The following is a 13,779-nucleotide window of genomic DNA, read 5'->3' on the forward strand; positions in this document are numbered from 1 at the left end:
CGGGTGCTGGTGGGTCAGCCGGCGTGCTTGCGGCGGGCGGCGGCGCGACCCCGCAGCTGCTGGTCGAGCACCACCTTGCGGATGCGCACCGCGGTCGGGGTGACCTCGACGCACTCGTCCTCGCGGCAGAACTCCAGGGCCTGCTCCAGCGAGAGCTTGCGCGGCGGGATCAGCTTCTCCGTCTCGTCGGAGGTCGACGCCCGCATGTTGGTGAGCTTCTTCTCCTTGGTGATGTTGACGTCCATGTCGTCGGAGCGGGAGTTCTCCCCGACGATCATGCCCTCGTACACCTCGGTGGTGGGGTCGACGAAGAGCTGGCCGCGCTCCTGAAGGTTGATCATCGCGAAGGCGGTGACCGCGCCGGCCCGGTCGGCGACCAGCGAACCGTTGTTGCGGGTGCGCAGCTCGCCGAACCACGGCTCGTACGACTCGAAGACGTGGTGCAGGATGCCGGTGCCCCGGGTGTCGGTGAGGAACTCGGTGCGGAAGCCGATCAGGCCGCGCGCCGGCACCAGCCACTCCATCCGGATCCAGCCGGTGCCGTGGTTGACCAGTTGCTCCATCCGGCCCTTGCGGGTGGCGAGGAGCTGGGTGATAGCGCCCAGGTACTCCTCCGGGGCGTCGATGGTCAGCCGCTCGACCGGCTCGCAGGTCTTGCCGTCGATCTCCCGAGTGACCACCTGCGGCTTGCCGACGGTCAGCTCGTAGCTCTCCCGGCGCATCTGCTCGACCAGGATGGCCAGCGCCAGCTCGCCGCGGCCCTGCACCTCCCAGGCGTCCGGCCGCTCGGTGGGCAGGACCCGCAGGGACACGTTGCCGATCAGCTCCTTGTCGAGCCGGTCCTTGACCATCCGCGCGGTGACCTTGGAGCCCTTGACCCGGCCGACCAGCGGCGAGGTGTTGGTGCCGATGGTCATCGAGATGGCCGGCTCGTCGACGGTGATCAGCGGCAGCGCGACAGGGTTCTCGACGTCTGCGAGGGTCTCACCGATCATGATCTCCGGGATGCCGGCGACGGCGATGATGTCGCCAGGGCCGGCGGTCTCGGCCGGCTTACGCTCCAGGCCCTCGGTCATCAGCATCTCGGAGATGCGGACCCGCTGGGTGCTGCCGTCGGTGCGGCACCAGGCCACCGTCTGACCCTTGCTGATGGTGCCCTGACGGACCCGGCACAGCGCCAGCCGGCCGAGGAACGGCGAGGCGTCCAGGTTGGTGACGTGCGCCTGCAACGGCGCGCCGTCCTCGAAGGCGGGTGCCGGGATGGTGTCCAGCAGGGTGCGGAACAGCGGCTCCAGTGAGGTGCTGTCGTCGGGCACCGAGCCGTCGGCGGGCTGGGTCAGCGAGGCGATGCCGTCGCGGGCGCAGGCGTAGACGATCGGGAAGTCGATCTGCTCCTCGTCGGCGTCCAGGTCGAGGAAGAGCTCGTAGGTGTCGTCCACGACCTCCTTGATCCGGGCGTCCGGACGGTCCACCTTGTTGATCACCAGGATGATCGGCATCCGGGCCCGCAGCGCCTTACGCAGCACGAAGCGGGTCTGCGGCAGAGGGCCCTCGCTGGCGTCGACGAGCAGCACCACACCGTCGACCATGGTCAGGCCGCGCTCCACCTCGCCACCGAAGTCGGCGTGGCCGGGGGTGTCGATGATGTTGATGGTGACCGGGTCGGAGCCGTCCGCCGGCAGGTAACGCACACCGGTGTTCTTGGCCAGGATCGTGATGCCCTTTTCCCGCTCCAGGTCACCGGAGTCCATCACCCGCTCGGTGTTCTCGCCGCGTGCGCCGTACGCGCCGGCCTGCCGCAACATGGCGTCGACCAGGGTGGTCTTGCCGTGGTCGACGTGAGCGATGATGGCGACGTTGCGGAGGTCGGTGCGAAGCTGCATACCCTCTATCCTTCCGCCTGCGCTCGCGCAGGCTGCGTCGGGGTCACCCCCAGGTGCCCCTGATCTATGGTGAAACGGCTGTGCCGGTGGTTCCCCCGGCTGGCAGGCTGGCACCCGTGTCCCGGGGGCCTGAGTGCACGACCTGCTGACCTGGGTGCAGGGTCTGCCCACCCTGTGGATCTACCTGGTCGCCGCGCTGATCGTGGCGGGCGAGACCGCGGTGATCTTCGGTCTGCTCGTGCCGGGTGAGGCTACCCTGCTGCTGGTCGGCTTCCTCACCTACAACGGTACCTTGCGGCTCGGGCCGGCGTTGCTCGCGATGATCGTCGCGGCGGTCCTCGGCGATGGCCTGGCCTTTCGGGCCGGACGGCGGTACGGCTCCCGGCTGCGCGCCGGGCTGGGGCACCGGGTCGGGCCGCAGCGGTGGGCCCGGGCCGACGCCATGCTCGCCCGCCTCGGTGGGCGGGGGGTGTTCGCCGCCCGATGGGTGGCTTTCGCCCGGACCCTGGTGCCTCGGCTGGCCGGTGCGGCCGGCATGCCGTACCGGCGGTTCGCCCTCTGGAACCTGGCCGGGGTGGTGACCTGGGTGGGCGGCTCGGTGCTGCTCGGTCACCTCGCCGGTGAGTCGTACGACACTGTCTCCCGCCTTCTCGGCCGGGCCACCGGGGTGGCGTTCCTGCTGCTGGCCGGCCTGGTGGGTGTGGTGCTCGTGGGTCGGTGGCTGGGCCGTAACCCCGACCCGGTGCGCGCGCTGCTGTCCCGGGCCGGCGCGCTGCCTCCGGTGCGGTGGCTCACTGCCCGCTACGGGGTGCTGTTCTTCCTGGTGGCCATGCGGATCGGCCCGGCCTGGACGCTGCTGCTCAATCTGGCCGCCGGGTTGCTGCTGCTGTTCGCCGCCGGGCTCGCCATCGCCGGTCTGCTCGCGGTGGCGGTCCGCAACAGTGGGTTGGCCGCGCTGGACGGCGCCATCGCCGGGTGGTTCGCGGCTCGGCGTACCTCGGACGCCGCCGACGCCACACTGGTGGTGGTGTCGGTGGTACGCGGGTCGGTGCTGATTCTGTTGGTGGCGCTGGTGGCGGCGGTGCTGGCGTGGCGGAACCGACCCTGGCGGGCGGACCTGCTCAGCGTGGTCGGCACGGTGGGCGCGTTCGTGCCGCTGGTGGTGCTGGCGGTGGTGGCCGAACTGACCGGCCCGAACGGGACCGCCCCGGGCGGCGGTGAGGCGGCTGCGCTCTCGACCCAGAACGCTGTGGTCGCGGCGAGCTTCTGCACCCTGGCCTGGCTGGTGTCGCGCAGCGCCCGCTGGCCGGTGGCGGTGGCCGCCTGGACCGCCGCGGCGGCGGGGGTGCTCGGAATCTGCGGCGCGCGGCTCTACCTCGGACTGGACACGGCGAGCGGGACGGCCGCGGCGGTGCTGCTCGGGGTGCTGTGGACTGTGGTGTTCATGGTCGCCTGGGCGACCCGGGACCGGGCGGTGGGCAATGGTCAGCCCCCGGTGGACCAGGCCCCCCGGCGTCCGTCGCAGGGGCAACGCCGCCCGGTCGAACCTTGTTAGGGTGCGGCGACAGTCACACGGGGGAGGCAACGGCATGGTTCGACGCATCGATCGGCTGGGCGCCGCAGTGCTCGCCGGGCTTCTGCTGGCGGGCACGCTGGTCGGCTGCGCCGCCAAGGGGGAGACCCCATCGGGCCTGGCCGCGCCGGTCGCCGTCACCGACGGGCCGACGGATGCCCCGTCCGACGAGGTCGACGGGGAGTTGAGCCCGTCGGTGAGTGCCGTGGAATCGATGGGTTCCGCGCCGAGTCGTAGCGCGACCCCGAAGCCGAAGCCGACGAAGAAGCCGACCCGGGCGGCGCCGAAGCCGCGCACGGTGCCGAAGCCGCCCACCGAGACCGAGGTTCCGCCGGCACCGCCGAAGCCGGCGCCGAGCTCCTGCAAGCCGACCTACAAGGGCAACCAGGCGAGCCGGTCCGAGGTGAAGGCGGCGCTGACCGATGCCGCCAACCGCACCTACTGGCCGGTGTCGGCACCGGACATCAAGATCCCGCTCAACCTGCTCAAGGCCACCGCGTGGCAGGAGAGCGGCTGGCAGTCCAACATCTACGCCTGCGACGGCGGGGTCGGGCTGTTGCAGGTGATGCCGGAGACCGCGACCTGGATGAACCAGCGGTTCGAGAAGAGCTACGAGATCGACGCCTACCAGGACAACGCCTACCTCGGCGCCACCTACCTGGCCTGGGCGACGAAGTACATCGGCGACATGTACTTCGAGTCCGACTTCCGGCTCGACCCGGCACTGTGCACCAGCGAGCTGAACTCCTGCCTGCTCAACGCCGTCATCGCCGCGTACAACTTCGGGCACGGTGCGGTGGCTCAGGAGGGGAAGCCGCTGGCCATCCCCAACCCGTCGTACGTGCGCAACGTGCGGGCGCTGATGAGCGAGTGCGTCTGCCTGGCGTACTGACCTCGACGGGGGCCGTGGCGGGATTCACCACGGCCCCCGTCGGGTCGGTCAGTCGCGCGCGGCGACCGGCTCGGGCGCGCTCGGGGTGGCCTGCATCGGGTCGCGCGTGATGCGGCCGGGCCACCAGAAGCGGTCACCGAGCAGGAACGCCAGCGCCGGCACCAGGACCGTACGGACCAGCAGGGTGTCGAGCAGGACGCCGATGCAGACGATGATCCCGATCTGGGTCAGGGTGATCAGCGGCAGCACACCGAGCACGGCGAAGACCGCGGCGAGCAGCACCCCGGCGCTGGTGATCACCCCGCCGGTGACCCGTAGGGCGGAGAGCATCCCGGCGCGGGTGCCGGCGCTGCGGGCGTCCTCCCGGGCCCGGGTGACCAGGAAGATGTTGTAGTCCACCCCGAGCGCCACCAGGAACACGAAGGCGAGCAGCAGCACACCGCTGTCCAGGGCCGGGAAGCCCAGCACGTGGTCGAAGAGCAGCCAGGCCGCGCCGAGGCTGGCGAAGTACGACGCGATCACGGTGAGCACCAGCAGCAGCGGCGCGAGCAGACCGCGTAGCAGCAGCACGAGCACGGCGCCGACCAGCAGCAGGATGATCGGCAGGATGAGTCGCAGATCCCGGTCGTTGGCCTCGTCGGAGTCGTACGTGGCGGCCACCGAGCCACCGACGATCGCCCCGGACGGGGCGTCGGCGCCGGCGGCGGCCGGCGGCGCGGAGTCGGGAACGGCGGCGACCGCCGCGCGCAGCGCCTCGATCGCGCGGTCCGAGGCGGTGGTGCCGGGTTCGGCGTCGAGGACCACGTCGACCTGGGCGACGGCGGTGCCGGCGTCGCCGGGGCGCGCCGAGGCGACACCGGGTACCGCGGTGGCGGCGTCGGTGACCGCCCGCACCGCCGCCGGGGTGGTGATCACGGCGACGGGTTGGGTGCTGCCGGCGGGGAAGGCCCTGGCCAGGGTCTGTGCCCCGGTCACCGCCTCCGGCTCGGCCCGGAACTGTTCGGTCTCGGACAGGCCGGTACGGATGCCGAGCCCACCCAGTGCCAGGCCCCCGAGCAGCACTGTGGCCAGCGTCGCGACCACCACCGGGCGGCGTTGCACGGCGGCGCCGAGTCGACCCCAGAGCCGGCCCTCGCGCACCGGGCCGCCGACGCGGGGTACGAACGGCCAGAACAGGCCGCGACCGAAGAGCACCAGCACGGCGGGGAGCACGAACAGGGCCGAGAGGATGGCGAAGACCACACCGGTGGCGCAGGCCACGGCCAGCGCGCGGTTGGTCTCCTGCTCACTGAGCAGCAGTGTCAGCACGCCGAGCACGACGGTGCCACCACTGGCGAGGATCGGCTCCGCGGTGCGGCGCAACGCGGCGCGCATCGCCGCGAACCGGTCCTCCTCGCGGCGCAGTTCCTCCCGGTAGCGGGCGATGAGCAGCAGCGCGTAGTCGGTGGCGGCGCCGAAGACCAGCACGCTGGCGATGCCGGTGACCTGACCCTGCTGGAGGTTGATGCCGACGCCCGGCACGATGACGTCCACCGCGCGCAGGGTGAGCTGCTCGGTGGCGGCGACCACGACCAGCGGCACGATCCACAGGAACGGGCTGCGGTAGGTGATCAGCAGGAGCAGCGCGACCACCGCGGCGGTCACCACGAGCAGTGTGACGTCGGCGCCGTCGAACACCGAGGAGAGGTCGGCGGTGAAAGCCGGGGCGCCGGTCACCTCGGCGGTCAGCCCGTCGGGCAGGTCGGCGAGGGTGGCGCGCAGCTGGGTCACCGCGTCGGTGACGACCTCCTGCCCGCCGGCGGTGTCCAGCGGCACGGCGACCAGGGCCACCGCGCCGTCCGGGGAGACCTGGGCGGGGCTGACCTGCCCACCCACCGCGAAGCGGCGCAGACCCTCGGCGCGAGCGCCGACCGTCGCCCGGTCGGTCTCGCTCAGCGCGCCGCCGTCGCCACGACTGATCACCACGATGGCCGGCTGCACGTCGCTGGAGGGCAGTTGATCCTGGAGACGTTGCACCTGGGTCGACTGCCACTGCACCGACAGGCCGGTGGCGGAGACCGGCGCCGGGTTGTCCGGCTGGGGTGTCCCGAAGACGGCAGCGCCCACGACGATCGCGGCGGCCACGGTGAGCCAGGCGGCCAGCCGGCCACGAGCGACTCTGGTGAACACAGACATCAGGTGACCTCAAGGTCCTTCGAAAGACAAGTATCTTGATAACCGAGATTATCCGGGGCTGTTCTATGCTGCAACCCGGGGGACCGACGACGAGAAGAGCGGCGCGAGGTGGCGACTCACGGCATGTACCGACGGCGCGACACGCGCCGCGAGCAGCTGGTCGCGGAGATCACCAACAACCTCCGGCGGTACGCGGCGGACGCCCAGCAGGTCGGCCACGCCTTCGCCAACCTGCACGGTCTCAACCCGACCGATTTGCAGGCGCTGATCGCGGTGATGGACGCCGAGCTGCTCGGTGACCCGATCACCCCCGGCCGTCTCGGCGAGCAGCTGAACCTCTCCTCCGGCTCGGTCACGGCCCTGATCGACCGGCTGGAACGGGCCGGGCACATCCGCCGCGACCGGGACACCGTCGACCGGCGCAAGGTGCTGCTGCACTACGCCGACCAGGGCGCCGCCCTGGCCATGGAGTTCTTCCGGCCGCTGGGCGCCCGTACCGACACGGTGATGGCCCGCTTCAGCGAGGACGAGCTGGAGGTGGTGCGGCGGTTCATGGCGGAGATGAGCGAGTCGCTGCGGGGGCACCGCGACGCGGTGCGCGCCGCCCGGCCGGAGTCACCGCGCCGCCCGACGGGCTGACCGGTGCCGGACCTCGTCACCCGCCTCGCCAGCGCCGCGCTGCGCCTGCCACCGAGCCGCCCCGGCCCGGTGCGGGTCAGCCGCGACCTCCCGGTGCGGGCCCGCGACGGTGTGGTGCTGCGCACCGACCACTACGCCCCGGCCGTCCGCGGCGCGCCGACCGTGCTGATCCGCACCCCCTACGGGCGCGGTGGACCGCTGCGGCTGCTCGGTCGGCTGCTCGCGGCCCGGGGTCGACACGCGGTGATCCAGTCGTGCCGGGGCACCGGCGGCTCCGGTGGAACGTTCGCCCCGCTGGTGCACGAGCGCGACGACGGCGCTGACACACTGGACTGGCTGCGCCGCCAGCCCTGGTGGTCGGGGCAACTCGGCATGTTCGGTGTCAGCTACCAGGGCTTCGCCCAGTGGGCACTGGCCGCCGACGCCGGCGAGGAACTGCGCGCGATGGTCGCCGTGGTGACCGCCTCGGCCACCCGCGACTCGACGTACGCGGGGGAGTCCTTCGCCCTGGACACCGTGCTGACCTGGGCGGAGCTGCTGCACGCGCAGACAGCGCCGTGGCTGGCCCGGCAGTGGGAACTCAAGCGCGGGCAACCCCGGCTGGCCGCCGCGCTGGAACACCTCCCCCTGGCCGAAGCCGACCGGGTGGCCACCGGCGTGACCATCCCGTTCTTCCAGGAGTGGCTGCGCCACCACACACCGCAGGCCGCGTACTGGCGGACCCGGGTCTTCGCCGACCAGGTCGCGAAGGTGCGGGCGCCGGTGGTCATGGTCACCGGGTGGCACGACATCTTCCTGCCCGCCCAGCTCGACGACCACGCCGTGCTGCGCGCCGCCGGCACACCGCCGCGCCTGGTGATCGGTCCGTGGACGCACGGCAGCCCCGGACTGTTCGTGGCCGCGCTGCGCGAAGGGCTGGCCTGGCTCGACGAGCATCTGCCGGCCGCGCCGCGATCGCCCGTCCCGGCGGGACCAGCACGGCCGCCCGTACGCATCTACGTCAGCGGCGCCGGTGGCGGCTGGCGGGACCTGCCGGACTGGCCACCCCCGGCGGTCGAGACCGCCTGGCACCTGCAACCCGGTGGCGAACTGGCGGCACGCCCACCTGTCGCGTCGACACCGGACGCACTCCGCTACGACCCCGCCGATCCCACCCCGTCGCTGGGCGGTCCGCTGCTCGTCGCCCAACGGGCCGGCCCGGTCGACAACCGGCGTGTCGAGGCCCGCCCCGACGTGCTGACCTACACCAGCGCCCCACTGACCGCGCCGGTCGAGGTGATCGGCCCGGTCCGCGCCGAGATCCACCTCCGCAGCGATCTGCCGTTCCTGGACGTCTTCGTTCGTCTGTGCGACGTGGACCGCCGGGGTCGCTCGTGGAACGTGTGCGACGGCCTGGTGCGGGTCACGCCCGAGCGCTTCCCGGCCGACCCTTGCGGGGCGCTGCGGATTCCGGTGCCGCTCTGGCCGACCGCGTACCGGTTCGCCGCCGGGCACCGACTGCGGGTGCAGGTCTCCGGCGGCGCCCATCCACGGTGGGCCCGCAACCCCGGCACCGGGGAGCCGCTCGGCACGGCGGTGACGCTACGTGCCGGTTGGCGGCAGGTTCTGCACGATCCGACGCACCCTTCGGCGCTGCTGCTGCCGATCGTCCACTCTGCCCCGCCACCACGTCCAATCTGAACAGACCCATCCTGAGCTGGGCGTTTGTCGAAAACGCGGGCTATGGTTGAGTCAACGCCCGGCGCCGTGCACCAGTAGGCCGGGCTCGCCCGAAGCCCAGCACCGCGTACGCGGTGTGACGCCGTGCCCGGTCCCCGCCTCTCGGAAAGGGGGACCCCATGACCCGGGCCCCGGCTAATCTTCTCGCCGTCCGAAGCCTGCTCCTCACTCACCTCGACAACGCCCCCGGGCCGGACGACCTGGATCCGGGCGAGGTCGGCATCGTCGGCGACTCGGCCCACCGGGGTGGCTACCACTGCGGATCGGACCGGGTGGTCCCCAACGACTACTCGGTGGTCGAGTCCCCCCGCGACCGGGCCGGACTGACCCTCGACGCGGCGGCACTCGACGTCGGGCAGTTCAATGTCCGCTCCGGCGGTCGGGCCAACACGCTGCCCAGCTTCTCGGTCTGGTGTGTCGCGCAGTGCGCCGCGAACGCCGCCGACACCCGGGACATCCGGGAGATCATCTACAGCCCCGACGGCACCACCGTGAGGCGGTGGGATCGCCTCGGCAAGCGCACCAGCGGCGACAGCTCCCACCGTTGGCACACCCACTTCAGCTTCTTCCGCGACGCCATCAAGGCGGGCCGCGACCAGCGGCCCCTGTTCCGCCGCTACCTCAGCTCCATCGGACTCCTGGAGGACGACGACATGACCCCCGAAGAACACAACTGGCTGGCCACCGTCCACAAGAACCTCACGATGCTGGACGGGCGCAACCCGGTCGGGCAGATCTACACCCGGATGGCGATGGGCGAGGATGCCACAGTCCCGAACTTCGTCTCGGCGCACCCGACGCTGACGTCGCTCGCTGCCCAGGTGAGCGCGTTGCAGGCGGCGCTGACAGCGCTGTCCAACCGGGACTTCACCGACGAGCCGGCGATCGTCCAGGGCGTCCTGGCCTCGCTGACGCCGGAGAAGATCGCCGCAGCCATCCCGCCCACGATGGCCAAGCAGGTCGCCGACGAGCTGGCCCGCCGGCTGGTCGCCTGAGCGAGGGGCGGCCCGAGGCCGCCGGGCCGCCCCTCTTGGCGCATTCCGCAACGACTGTTGAGCAATGACTGTTGCGCAAGAGTTGTTGCGGATGCCATTCTGTCGGCATGGACAGCTCCGACGCACGCCAGATCACCGACTCCCGGGTGCTGGCCGCCATGTCCCACCCGCTGCGCCGCCGGCTGATGGACGTGTTCAAGGTCCACGGGCCCTCCACCGTCGGGCTGCTCGCCGAGCGCACCGACCAGGCCCCGGCGAACGTCAGCCACCACCTCAAGGTCCTCGCCGCCGCCGACCTGGTCACCGAAGCCCCCGAGTTGGCCCGGGACCGGCGCGAGCGGTGGTGGCGGCTCGTCACCCGAGGGGTGCGCTGGTCCAACACCGACTTCGACGCCGACCCCGCCGCCCGGGCGGTCGCCGACGCCGCCACCTCGCTCAACCTGGACCGGCACGTCGCACTGGCCCGGGCATGGCACGCCGCCGACGAGGCCGAGCAGGCATCCTGGCAGGACGCGGCGTTCTCCACCGACCACTGGCTGCGCCTCACGCCCGAGGAACTGGCCGAGCTGAGCCGCGAGATGATCGACGTCCTCAAGCGCTGGGCCGACCGGGAGTCACCCGACGACGACGCCGACCGCAGGCCGGTCTTCGTGTTCGTCCACGGCATACCGGCCCGACCGTGACCGCCGCCACCCGCAGCGACCCGACCCCCGTCCGCCAGGCCGGCGGATTGCTGCGGCACCGCGATTTCCGGTTGCTCTGGACCGGCCAGACGGTCAGCAGCATCGGCAGCAACGTCACCACTGTCGCGCTTCCGCTGGTTGCGGTCGCCGTCCTGGACGCCGGCACCTTCCAGGTGGCGGTGCTCACCGCCGCGGCCTGGCTGCCCTGGCTGCTGATCGGCCTGCCGGCCGGCGCGTGGGTGGACCGGCTGTCCGGCCGACCCGTGATGGTGGCGTGCGACCTGTTCCGCGCGCTGCTCTTCCTCAGCGTGCCGCTCGCCGCCGCACTCGACAGGCTCACCGTCTGGCACCTGCTCCTGGTGGCGCTCAGCGCCGGCGTCGCCCGGGTCTTCTTCGAAACAGCCGACCAGGTGTACCTGCCGGTGCTGCTGCGGCCCGAGCAACTGCCGGAGGGCAACGCCAAGCTGCACGCCGCCCAGACCGCGAGCTATGTCGTCGGCCCTGGTGTCGCAGGTCTGATCGCCCAGCTCATCGGTGCGGTCACCGCTCTGCTGCTGGACGCGATCAGCTTCCTGGTCTCCGCGGTGTGCCTGCTGCGGATCCGTACCGTCGAACCGCGCGTTCGCCGAGTGGACCAGTCGCGGTCACTGCGCCGCGACATCGCCGAGGGGGTGCGCTTCGTCGCCAGAGACCCGTACCTGCGGGTGCTGACGGTCTTCGGCGCGGCCAGCAACATCGGGCTGACCGGCTACCAGGCCGTCCTGGTGGTCTTCCTGGTCCGTGAGTTGCGTCTCGAACCGGGCCTGGTGGGTGTGCTGATTGCCGTGATGAGCGCCGGGGGGATCATCGGCGCGCTGCTCGCCACCACTGTGGCCCGGCGCTGCGGCACCGCCCGGGCAGTGCTGATCGCGGCGGCGCTCACCGGCCCGCCCGCGCTGCTCATCCCGCTCGCCGCACCCGGCGTCGGGCTGGCCTGGCCAGCCGTCGGCGGGCTGCTGATCGGTCTCGGGGTGGCCATCGGCAACGTGGTCAAGGGCGCCTTCCGGCAGACCTACACGCCGTACCACCTGCTGGGCCGGGTGACGGTGAGCATGCATCTGCTCAACTACGGCACGATCCCGCTGGCGGCCGTGCTGGCCGGTGCCATTGGCGCGCGTTACGGCGTCCAGACGGCAATTGTCGCGATGACCGCCTGGTTGGCGTTTACCCCGTTGATTCTGCTGATGGGGCCAATCCGGAGGCGGCGGGACCTGCCCGCCGCCCCGGCGGCGTCTTGAGTGCGCTGCGACGGCGGCCGGAGACCGGCCGCCGTCACCGGCACGGAGCTACATCGGGCGGACGTTGTCCGCCTGCGGACCCTTCTGCCCCTGGGTCACCTCGAACTCGACCTTCTGGCCCTCGTTGAGCTCCCGGTAGCCGCTCGAAGCGATGGCGGAGTAGTGGACGAACACGTCCGGCCCTCCACCGTCCTGCTCGATGAAGCCGAAGCCCTTTTCCGAGTTGAACCACTTAACCGTGCCGGTTGCCATGCATCTCTCCCTGTTCAAAGCGGCTGACCCTCGGCCTCTGGCCGATGATCGCCCGTACCTGTTCGACAGTAACGGGCAAAACCCCGATCCGCTGGCCGAAGTGCCGTAGGTATTTGACTGAACTCGGGTGAACTCTGCGCGGCGGCATGCGAAACCCGCCCCGACCAACCGTCGCTGGGGCATGCTTGCGCCGATGAAGGATGCCGCAGCCGACGCGCTGACCGAGCTGGAACGCGAGATCCACGCACCCGGCGCCGGTCTGGACCGGCTCCGGTTGATGCCCACCCCGTTCGTCCCCGAGGTGCGGCTGCACCTGGCCGAGGACGCGATCGTCTGGTGGGCCCGGATGGAGGCAGCCGCCGGACACGCGCTGCCGGCGCCGTACTGGGCGTCCGCGTGGGCCGGGGGACAGGCATTGGCCCGCCACCTCCTGGACCACCCGGAGCTGGCCGCCGGCCGCCGCGTGCTCGACCTCGCCGCCGGGTCCGGACTGGTAGCCATCGCCGCCGCGCTCGCCGGCGCCGCGGAGGTGATCGCCAACGACATCGACCCGTACGCCGTCGCAGCCGTCACCCTCAACGCGCGGGCCAACCACGTCACCGTCGACGCCACCGGAGACGACCTGCTCGACGACACCGAAGCGAAGGTCGACCTGGTCGTCGCCGGAGACGTCTTCTACGACCGCGCGATGGCCGACCGGATGCTGCCCTTCCTGCAGCGGGCCGCAGCCGCAGGTGCCGACGTGCTGGTCGGCGACCCCGGCCGCGGACACCTGCCGACGGACCGGCTGACCGTGCTGGCCGACTACCCGGTGCCCACCACCGAACCGTCGGTCGACTCGTCGCTACGCCACGTGCAGGTGCTGCGCCCCGACTGAGGCGGACCCTGACTCAGGGGCGACCCCGAGGCGGATACCAGGGGTCACTGGGGGCTACGACCCGATGTCCGAAGTGGCGCCACGGCCATAGCGTCGACGCATGACGCAATGGCTGGCCCAGATCGGCGAACTACCGATTCTGCTGCTGATGGGTGCGCTCGGGCTCGTCATGCTCTTCGACGCCGTACCCCTGCTGGGTGTCCTGGTCCCCGGCGACGTCGCGATCCTCGCCGCCGTCGGCGTCGGCCGCCCGAGTACCGGGCTGGCGACCTTCACCGCGGTGCTGATCGGCTGCCTGGCCGGCTGGTCGCTGAGCTTCCTGGTCGGCCGTCGCTACTCCGAACGACTGCGCGACAGCCGCGTCGGCGGCTGGATCGGCGAGGCACGCTGGACAGCGGCTGAAGGAATCCTGCGTCGCGGCGGCGGCCGGATGATGGTGGTCGCGCCGTTCCTGCCGGTCTTCAACGCGCTGCTGCCACTGGCCGCCGGCGGGCTGCGGATGTCGTACCGCCGATTTATCGGCTGCGCGACGATCGGCGCGGCCGCCTGGGCCGGTCTCTACCTCGCCCTGGGCACCGCGTCACGGTCGGTGGCCGGGCTGCTGCCGGGCGACCCCAGCCCGCTGCTGGTCACGATGGGGGTCGGGCTGGTGCTGGCCTCCGTCGCGTTGCTGGGGGCGCGGCGGCGGTTGTTCTCCGTCGTTGGCTGAGCTTTGTTCGCGCTCTGGGGGGGGCGTGGGGGCACTTGGGGTCGGGTTGCGGTGGGTGGGGGGCGGGGGCCCGCCGCGCCCGGCGGACGTCGACGACTGTGGTCT

12 protein-coding genes are annotated in these 13,779 nt (G+C 71.9%); 9 read left to right on the plus strand and 3 right to left on the minus strand.

Annotated elements, in window-relative coordinates; all coding sequences use genetic code 11:
- Positions 1 to 14: 14 nt before the first annotated feature.
- Positions 15 to 1,883: a translational GTPase TypA gene (typA, locus tag AB0B98_RS07330; RefSeq protein ID WP_357289323.1), complete on the minus strand. Its 1,869-nt coding sequence runs from the start codon at positions 1,881 to 1,883 to the stop codon at positions 15 to 17.
- A gap of 133 nt (positions 1,884 to 2,016) precedes the next feature.
- On the opposite strand from typA, the gene AB0B98_RS07335 reads away from it, so the two are divergent.
- Together AB0B98_RS07335 and AB0B98_RS07340 are read left to right on the plus strand one after the other, a co-directional pair.
- Positions 2,017 to 3,438: a DedA family protein gene (locus AB0B98_RS07335; RefSeq protein WP_357361386.1), complete on the plus strand. Its 1,422-nt coding sequence runs from the start codon at positions 2,017 to 2,019 to the stop codon at positions 3,436 to 3,438.
- A gap of 34 nt (positions 3,439 to 3,472) precedes the next feature.
- On the plus strand, positions 3,473 to 4,348 hold the full coding sequence (locus AB0B98_RS07340; RefSeq protein ID WP_357361387.1) for a lytic transglycosylase domain-containing protein: 876 nt from the start codon (positions 3,473 to 3,475) through the stop codon (positions 4,346 to 4,348).
- A 48-nt stretch (positions 4,349 to 4,396) separates the two neighbouring features.
- Here the strand turns inward: AB0B98_RS07340 and AB0B98_RS07345 are convergent, their stop codons facing one another.
- Positions 4,397 to 6,523, minus strand: a complete 2,127-nt coding sequence (locus tag AB0B98_RS07345) for an efflux RND transporter permease subunit (protein ID WP_357361388.1) — start codon at positions 6,521 to 6,523, stop codon at positions 4,397 to 4,399.
- Between the two features lie 123 nt (positions 6,524 to 6,646).
- Between AB0B98_RS07345 and AB0B98_RS07350 the strand changes: the two genes are divergently transcribed.
- The 5 genes from AB0B98_RS07350 (at position 6,647) to AB0B98_RS07370 (ending at position 11,836) form a co-directional block, all read left to right on the plus strand.
- The gene (locus tag AB0B98_RS07350; RefSeq protein ID WP_357289311.1) at positions 6,647 to 7,162 is read left to right on the plus strand and encodes a MarR family transcriptional regulator; all 516 of its coding nucleotides are present in this window, start codon (positions 6,647 to 6,649) and stop codon (positions 7,160 to 7,162) included.
- Between the two features lie 3 nt (positions 7,163 to 7,165).
- Entirely contained in the window at positions 7,166 to 8,842 is a 1,677-nt protein-coding gene (locus tag AB0B98_RS07355) for a CocE/NonD family hydrolase (RefSeq protein WP_357361389.1), read from the plus strand.
- A gap of 158 nt (positions 8,843 to 9,000) precedes the next feature.
- Complete coding sequence (locus AB0B98_RS07360) at positions 9,001 to 9,876, plus strand: hypothetical protein (RefSeq protein WP_357361390.1); 876 nt, start codon at positions 9,001 to 9,003, stop codon at positions 9,874 to 9,876.
- A gap of 107 nt (positions 9,877 to 9,983) precedes the next feature.
- Positions 9,984 to 10,559: a helix-turn-helix domain-containing protein gene (locus AB0B98_RS07365; RefSeq protein WP_357361391.1), complete on the plus strand. Its 576-nt coding sequence runs from the start codon at positions 9,984 to 9,986 to the stop codon at positions 10,557 to 10,559.
- Positions 10,556 to 11,836, plus strand: coding sequence for an MFS transporter (locus AB0B98_RS07370; RefSeq protein WP_357361392.1), 1,281 nt, complete (start codon positions 10,556 to 10,558; stop codon positions 11,834 to 11,836). Before AB0B98_RS07365 ends, AB0B98_RS07370 begins: the two co-directional genes overlap by 4 nt.
- Positions 11,837 to 11,884: 48 nt before the next feature.
- Here the strand turns inward: AB0B98_RS07370 and AB0B98_RS07375 are convergent, their stop codons facing one another.
- On the minus strand, positions 11,885 to 12,088 hold the full coding sequence (locus AB0B98_RS07375) for a cold-shock protein (RefSeq protein ID WP_007462771.1): 204 nt from the start codon (positions 12,086 to 12,088) through the stop codon (positions 11,885 to 11,887).
- Positions 12,089 to 12,281: 193 nt separating this feature from the next.
- On the opposite strand from AB0B98_RS07375, the gene AB0B98_RS07380 reads away from it, so the two are divergent.
- Both AB0B98_RS07380 and AB0B98_RS07385 read left to right on the plus strand, forming a co-directional pair.
- On the plus strand, positions 12,282 to 12,965 hold the full coding sequence (locus AB0B98_RS07380) for a 50S ribosomal protein L11 methyltransferase (RefSeq protein ID WP_357361393.1): 684 nt from the start codon (positions 12,282 to 12,284) through the stop codon (positions 12,963 to 12,965).
- Positions 12,966 to 13,065: 100 nt separating this feature from the next.
- Complete coding sequence (locus AB0B98_RS07385) at positions 13,066 to 13,674, plus strand: VTT domain-containing protein (protein WP_357361394.1); 609 nt, start codon at positions 13,066 to 13,068, stop codon at positions 13,672 to 13,674.
- Positions 13,675 to 13,779 lie beyond the last annotated feature (105 nt).

The sequence above is a fragment of the Micromonospora sp. NPDC048947 genome (assembly GCF_040649495.1).
In the GTDB taxonomy this organism is placed as follows: domain Bacteria; phylum Actinomycetota; class Actinomycetes; order Mycobacteriales; family Micromonosporaceae; genus Micromonospora; species Micromonospora alfalfae.

Excerpts from the sequence above, each read along its gene's own strand:
- typA (WP_357289323.1), bottom strand. The coding sequence starts at position 1,883 with ATGCAGCTTCGCACCGACCTCCGCAACGTCGCCATCATCGCTCACGTC.
- AB0B98_RS07340 (WP_357361387.1), top strand. The coding sequence starts at position 3,473 with ATGGTTCGACGCATCGATCGGCTGGGCGCCGCAGTGCTCGCCGGGCTT.
- AB0B98_RS07345 (WP_357361388.1), bottom strand. The coding sequence starts at position 6,523 with ATGTCTGTGTTCACCAGAGTCGCTCGTGGCCGGCTGGCCGCCTGGCTC.
- AB0B98_RS07350 (WP_357289311.1), top strand. The coding sequence starts at position 6,647 with ATGTACCGACGGCGCGACACGCGCCGCGAGCAGCTGGTCGCGGAGATC.
- AB0B98_RS07360 (WP_357361390.1), top strand. The coding sequence starts at position 9,001 with ATGACCCGGGCCCCGGCTAATCTTCTCGCCGTCCGAAGCCTGCTCCTC.
- AB0B98_RS07365 (WP_357361391.1), top strand. The coding sequence starts at position 9,984 with ATGGACAGCTCCGACGCACGCCAGATCACCGACTCCCGGGTGCTGGCC.
- AB0B98_RS07375 (WP_007462771.1), bottom strand. The coding sequence starts at position 12,088 with ATGGCAACCGGCACGGTTAAGTGGTTCAACTCGGAAAAGGGCTTCGGC.
- AB0B98_RS07380 (WP_357361393.1), top strand. The coding sequence starts at position 12,282 with ATGAAGGATGCCGCAGCCGACGCGCTGACCGAGCTGGAACGCGAGATC.
- AB0B98_RS07385 (WP_357361394.1), top strand. The coding sequence starts at position 13,066 with ATGACGCAATGGCTGGCCCAGATCGGCGAACTACCGATTCTGCTGCTG.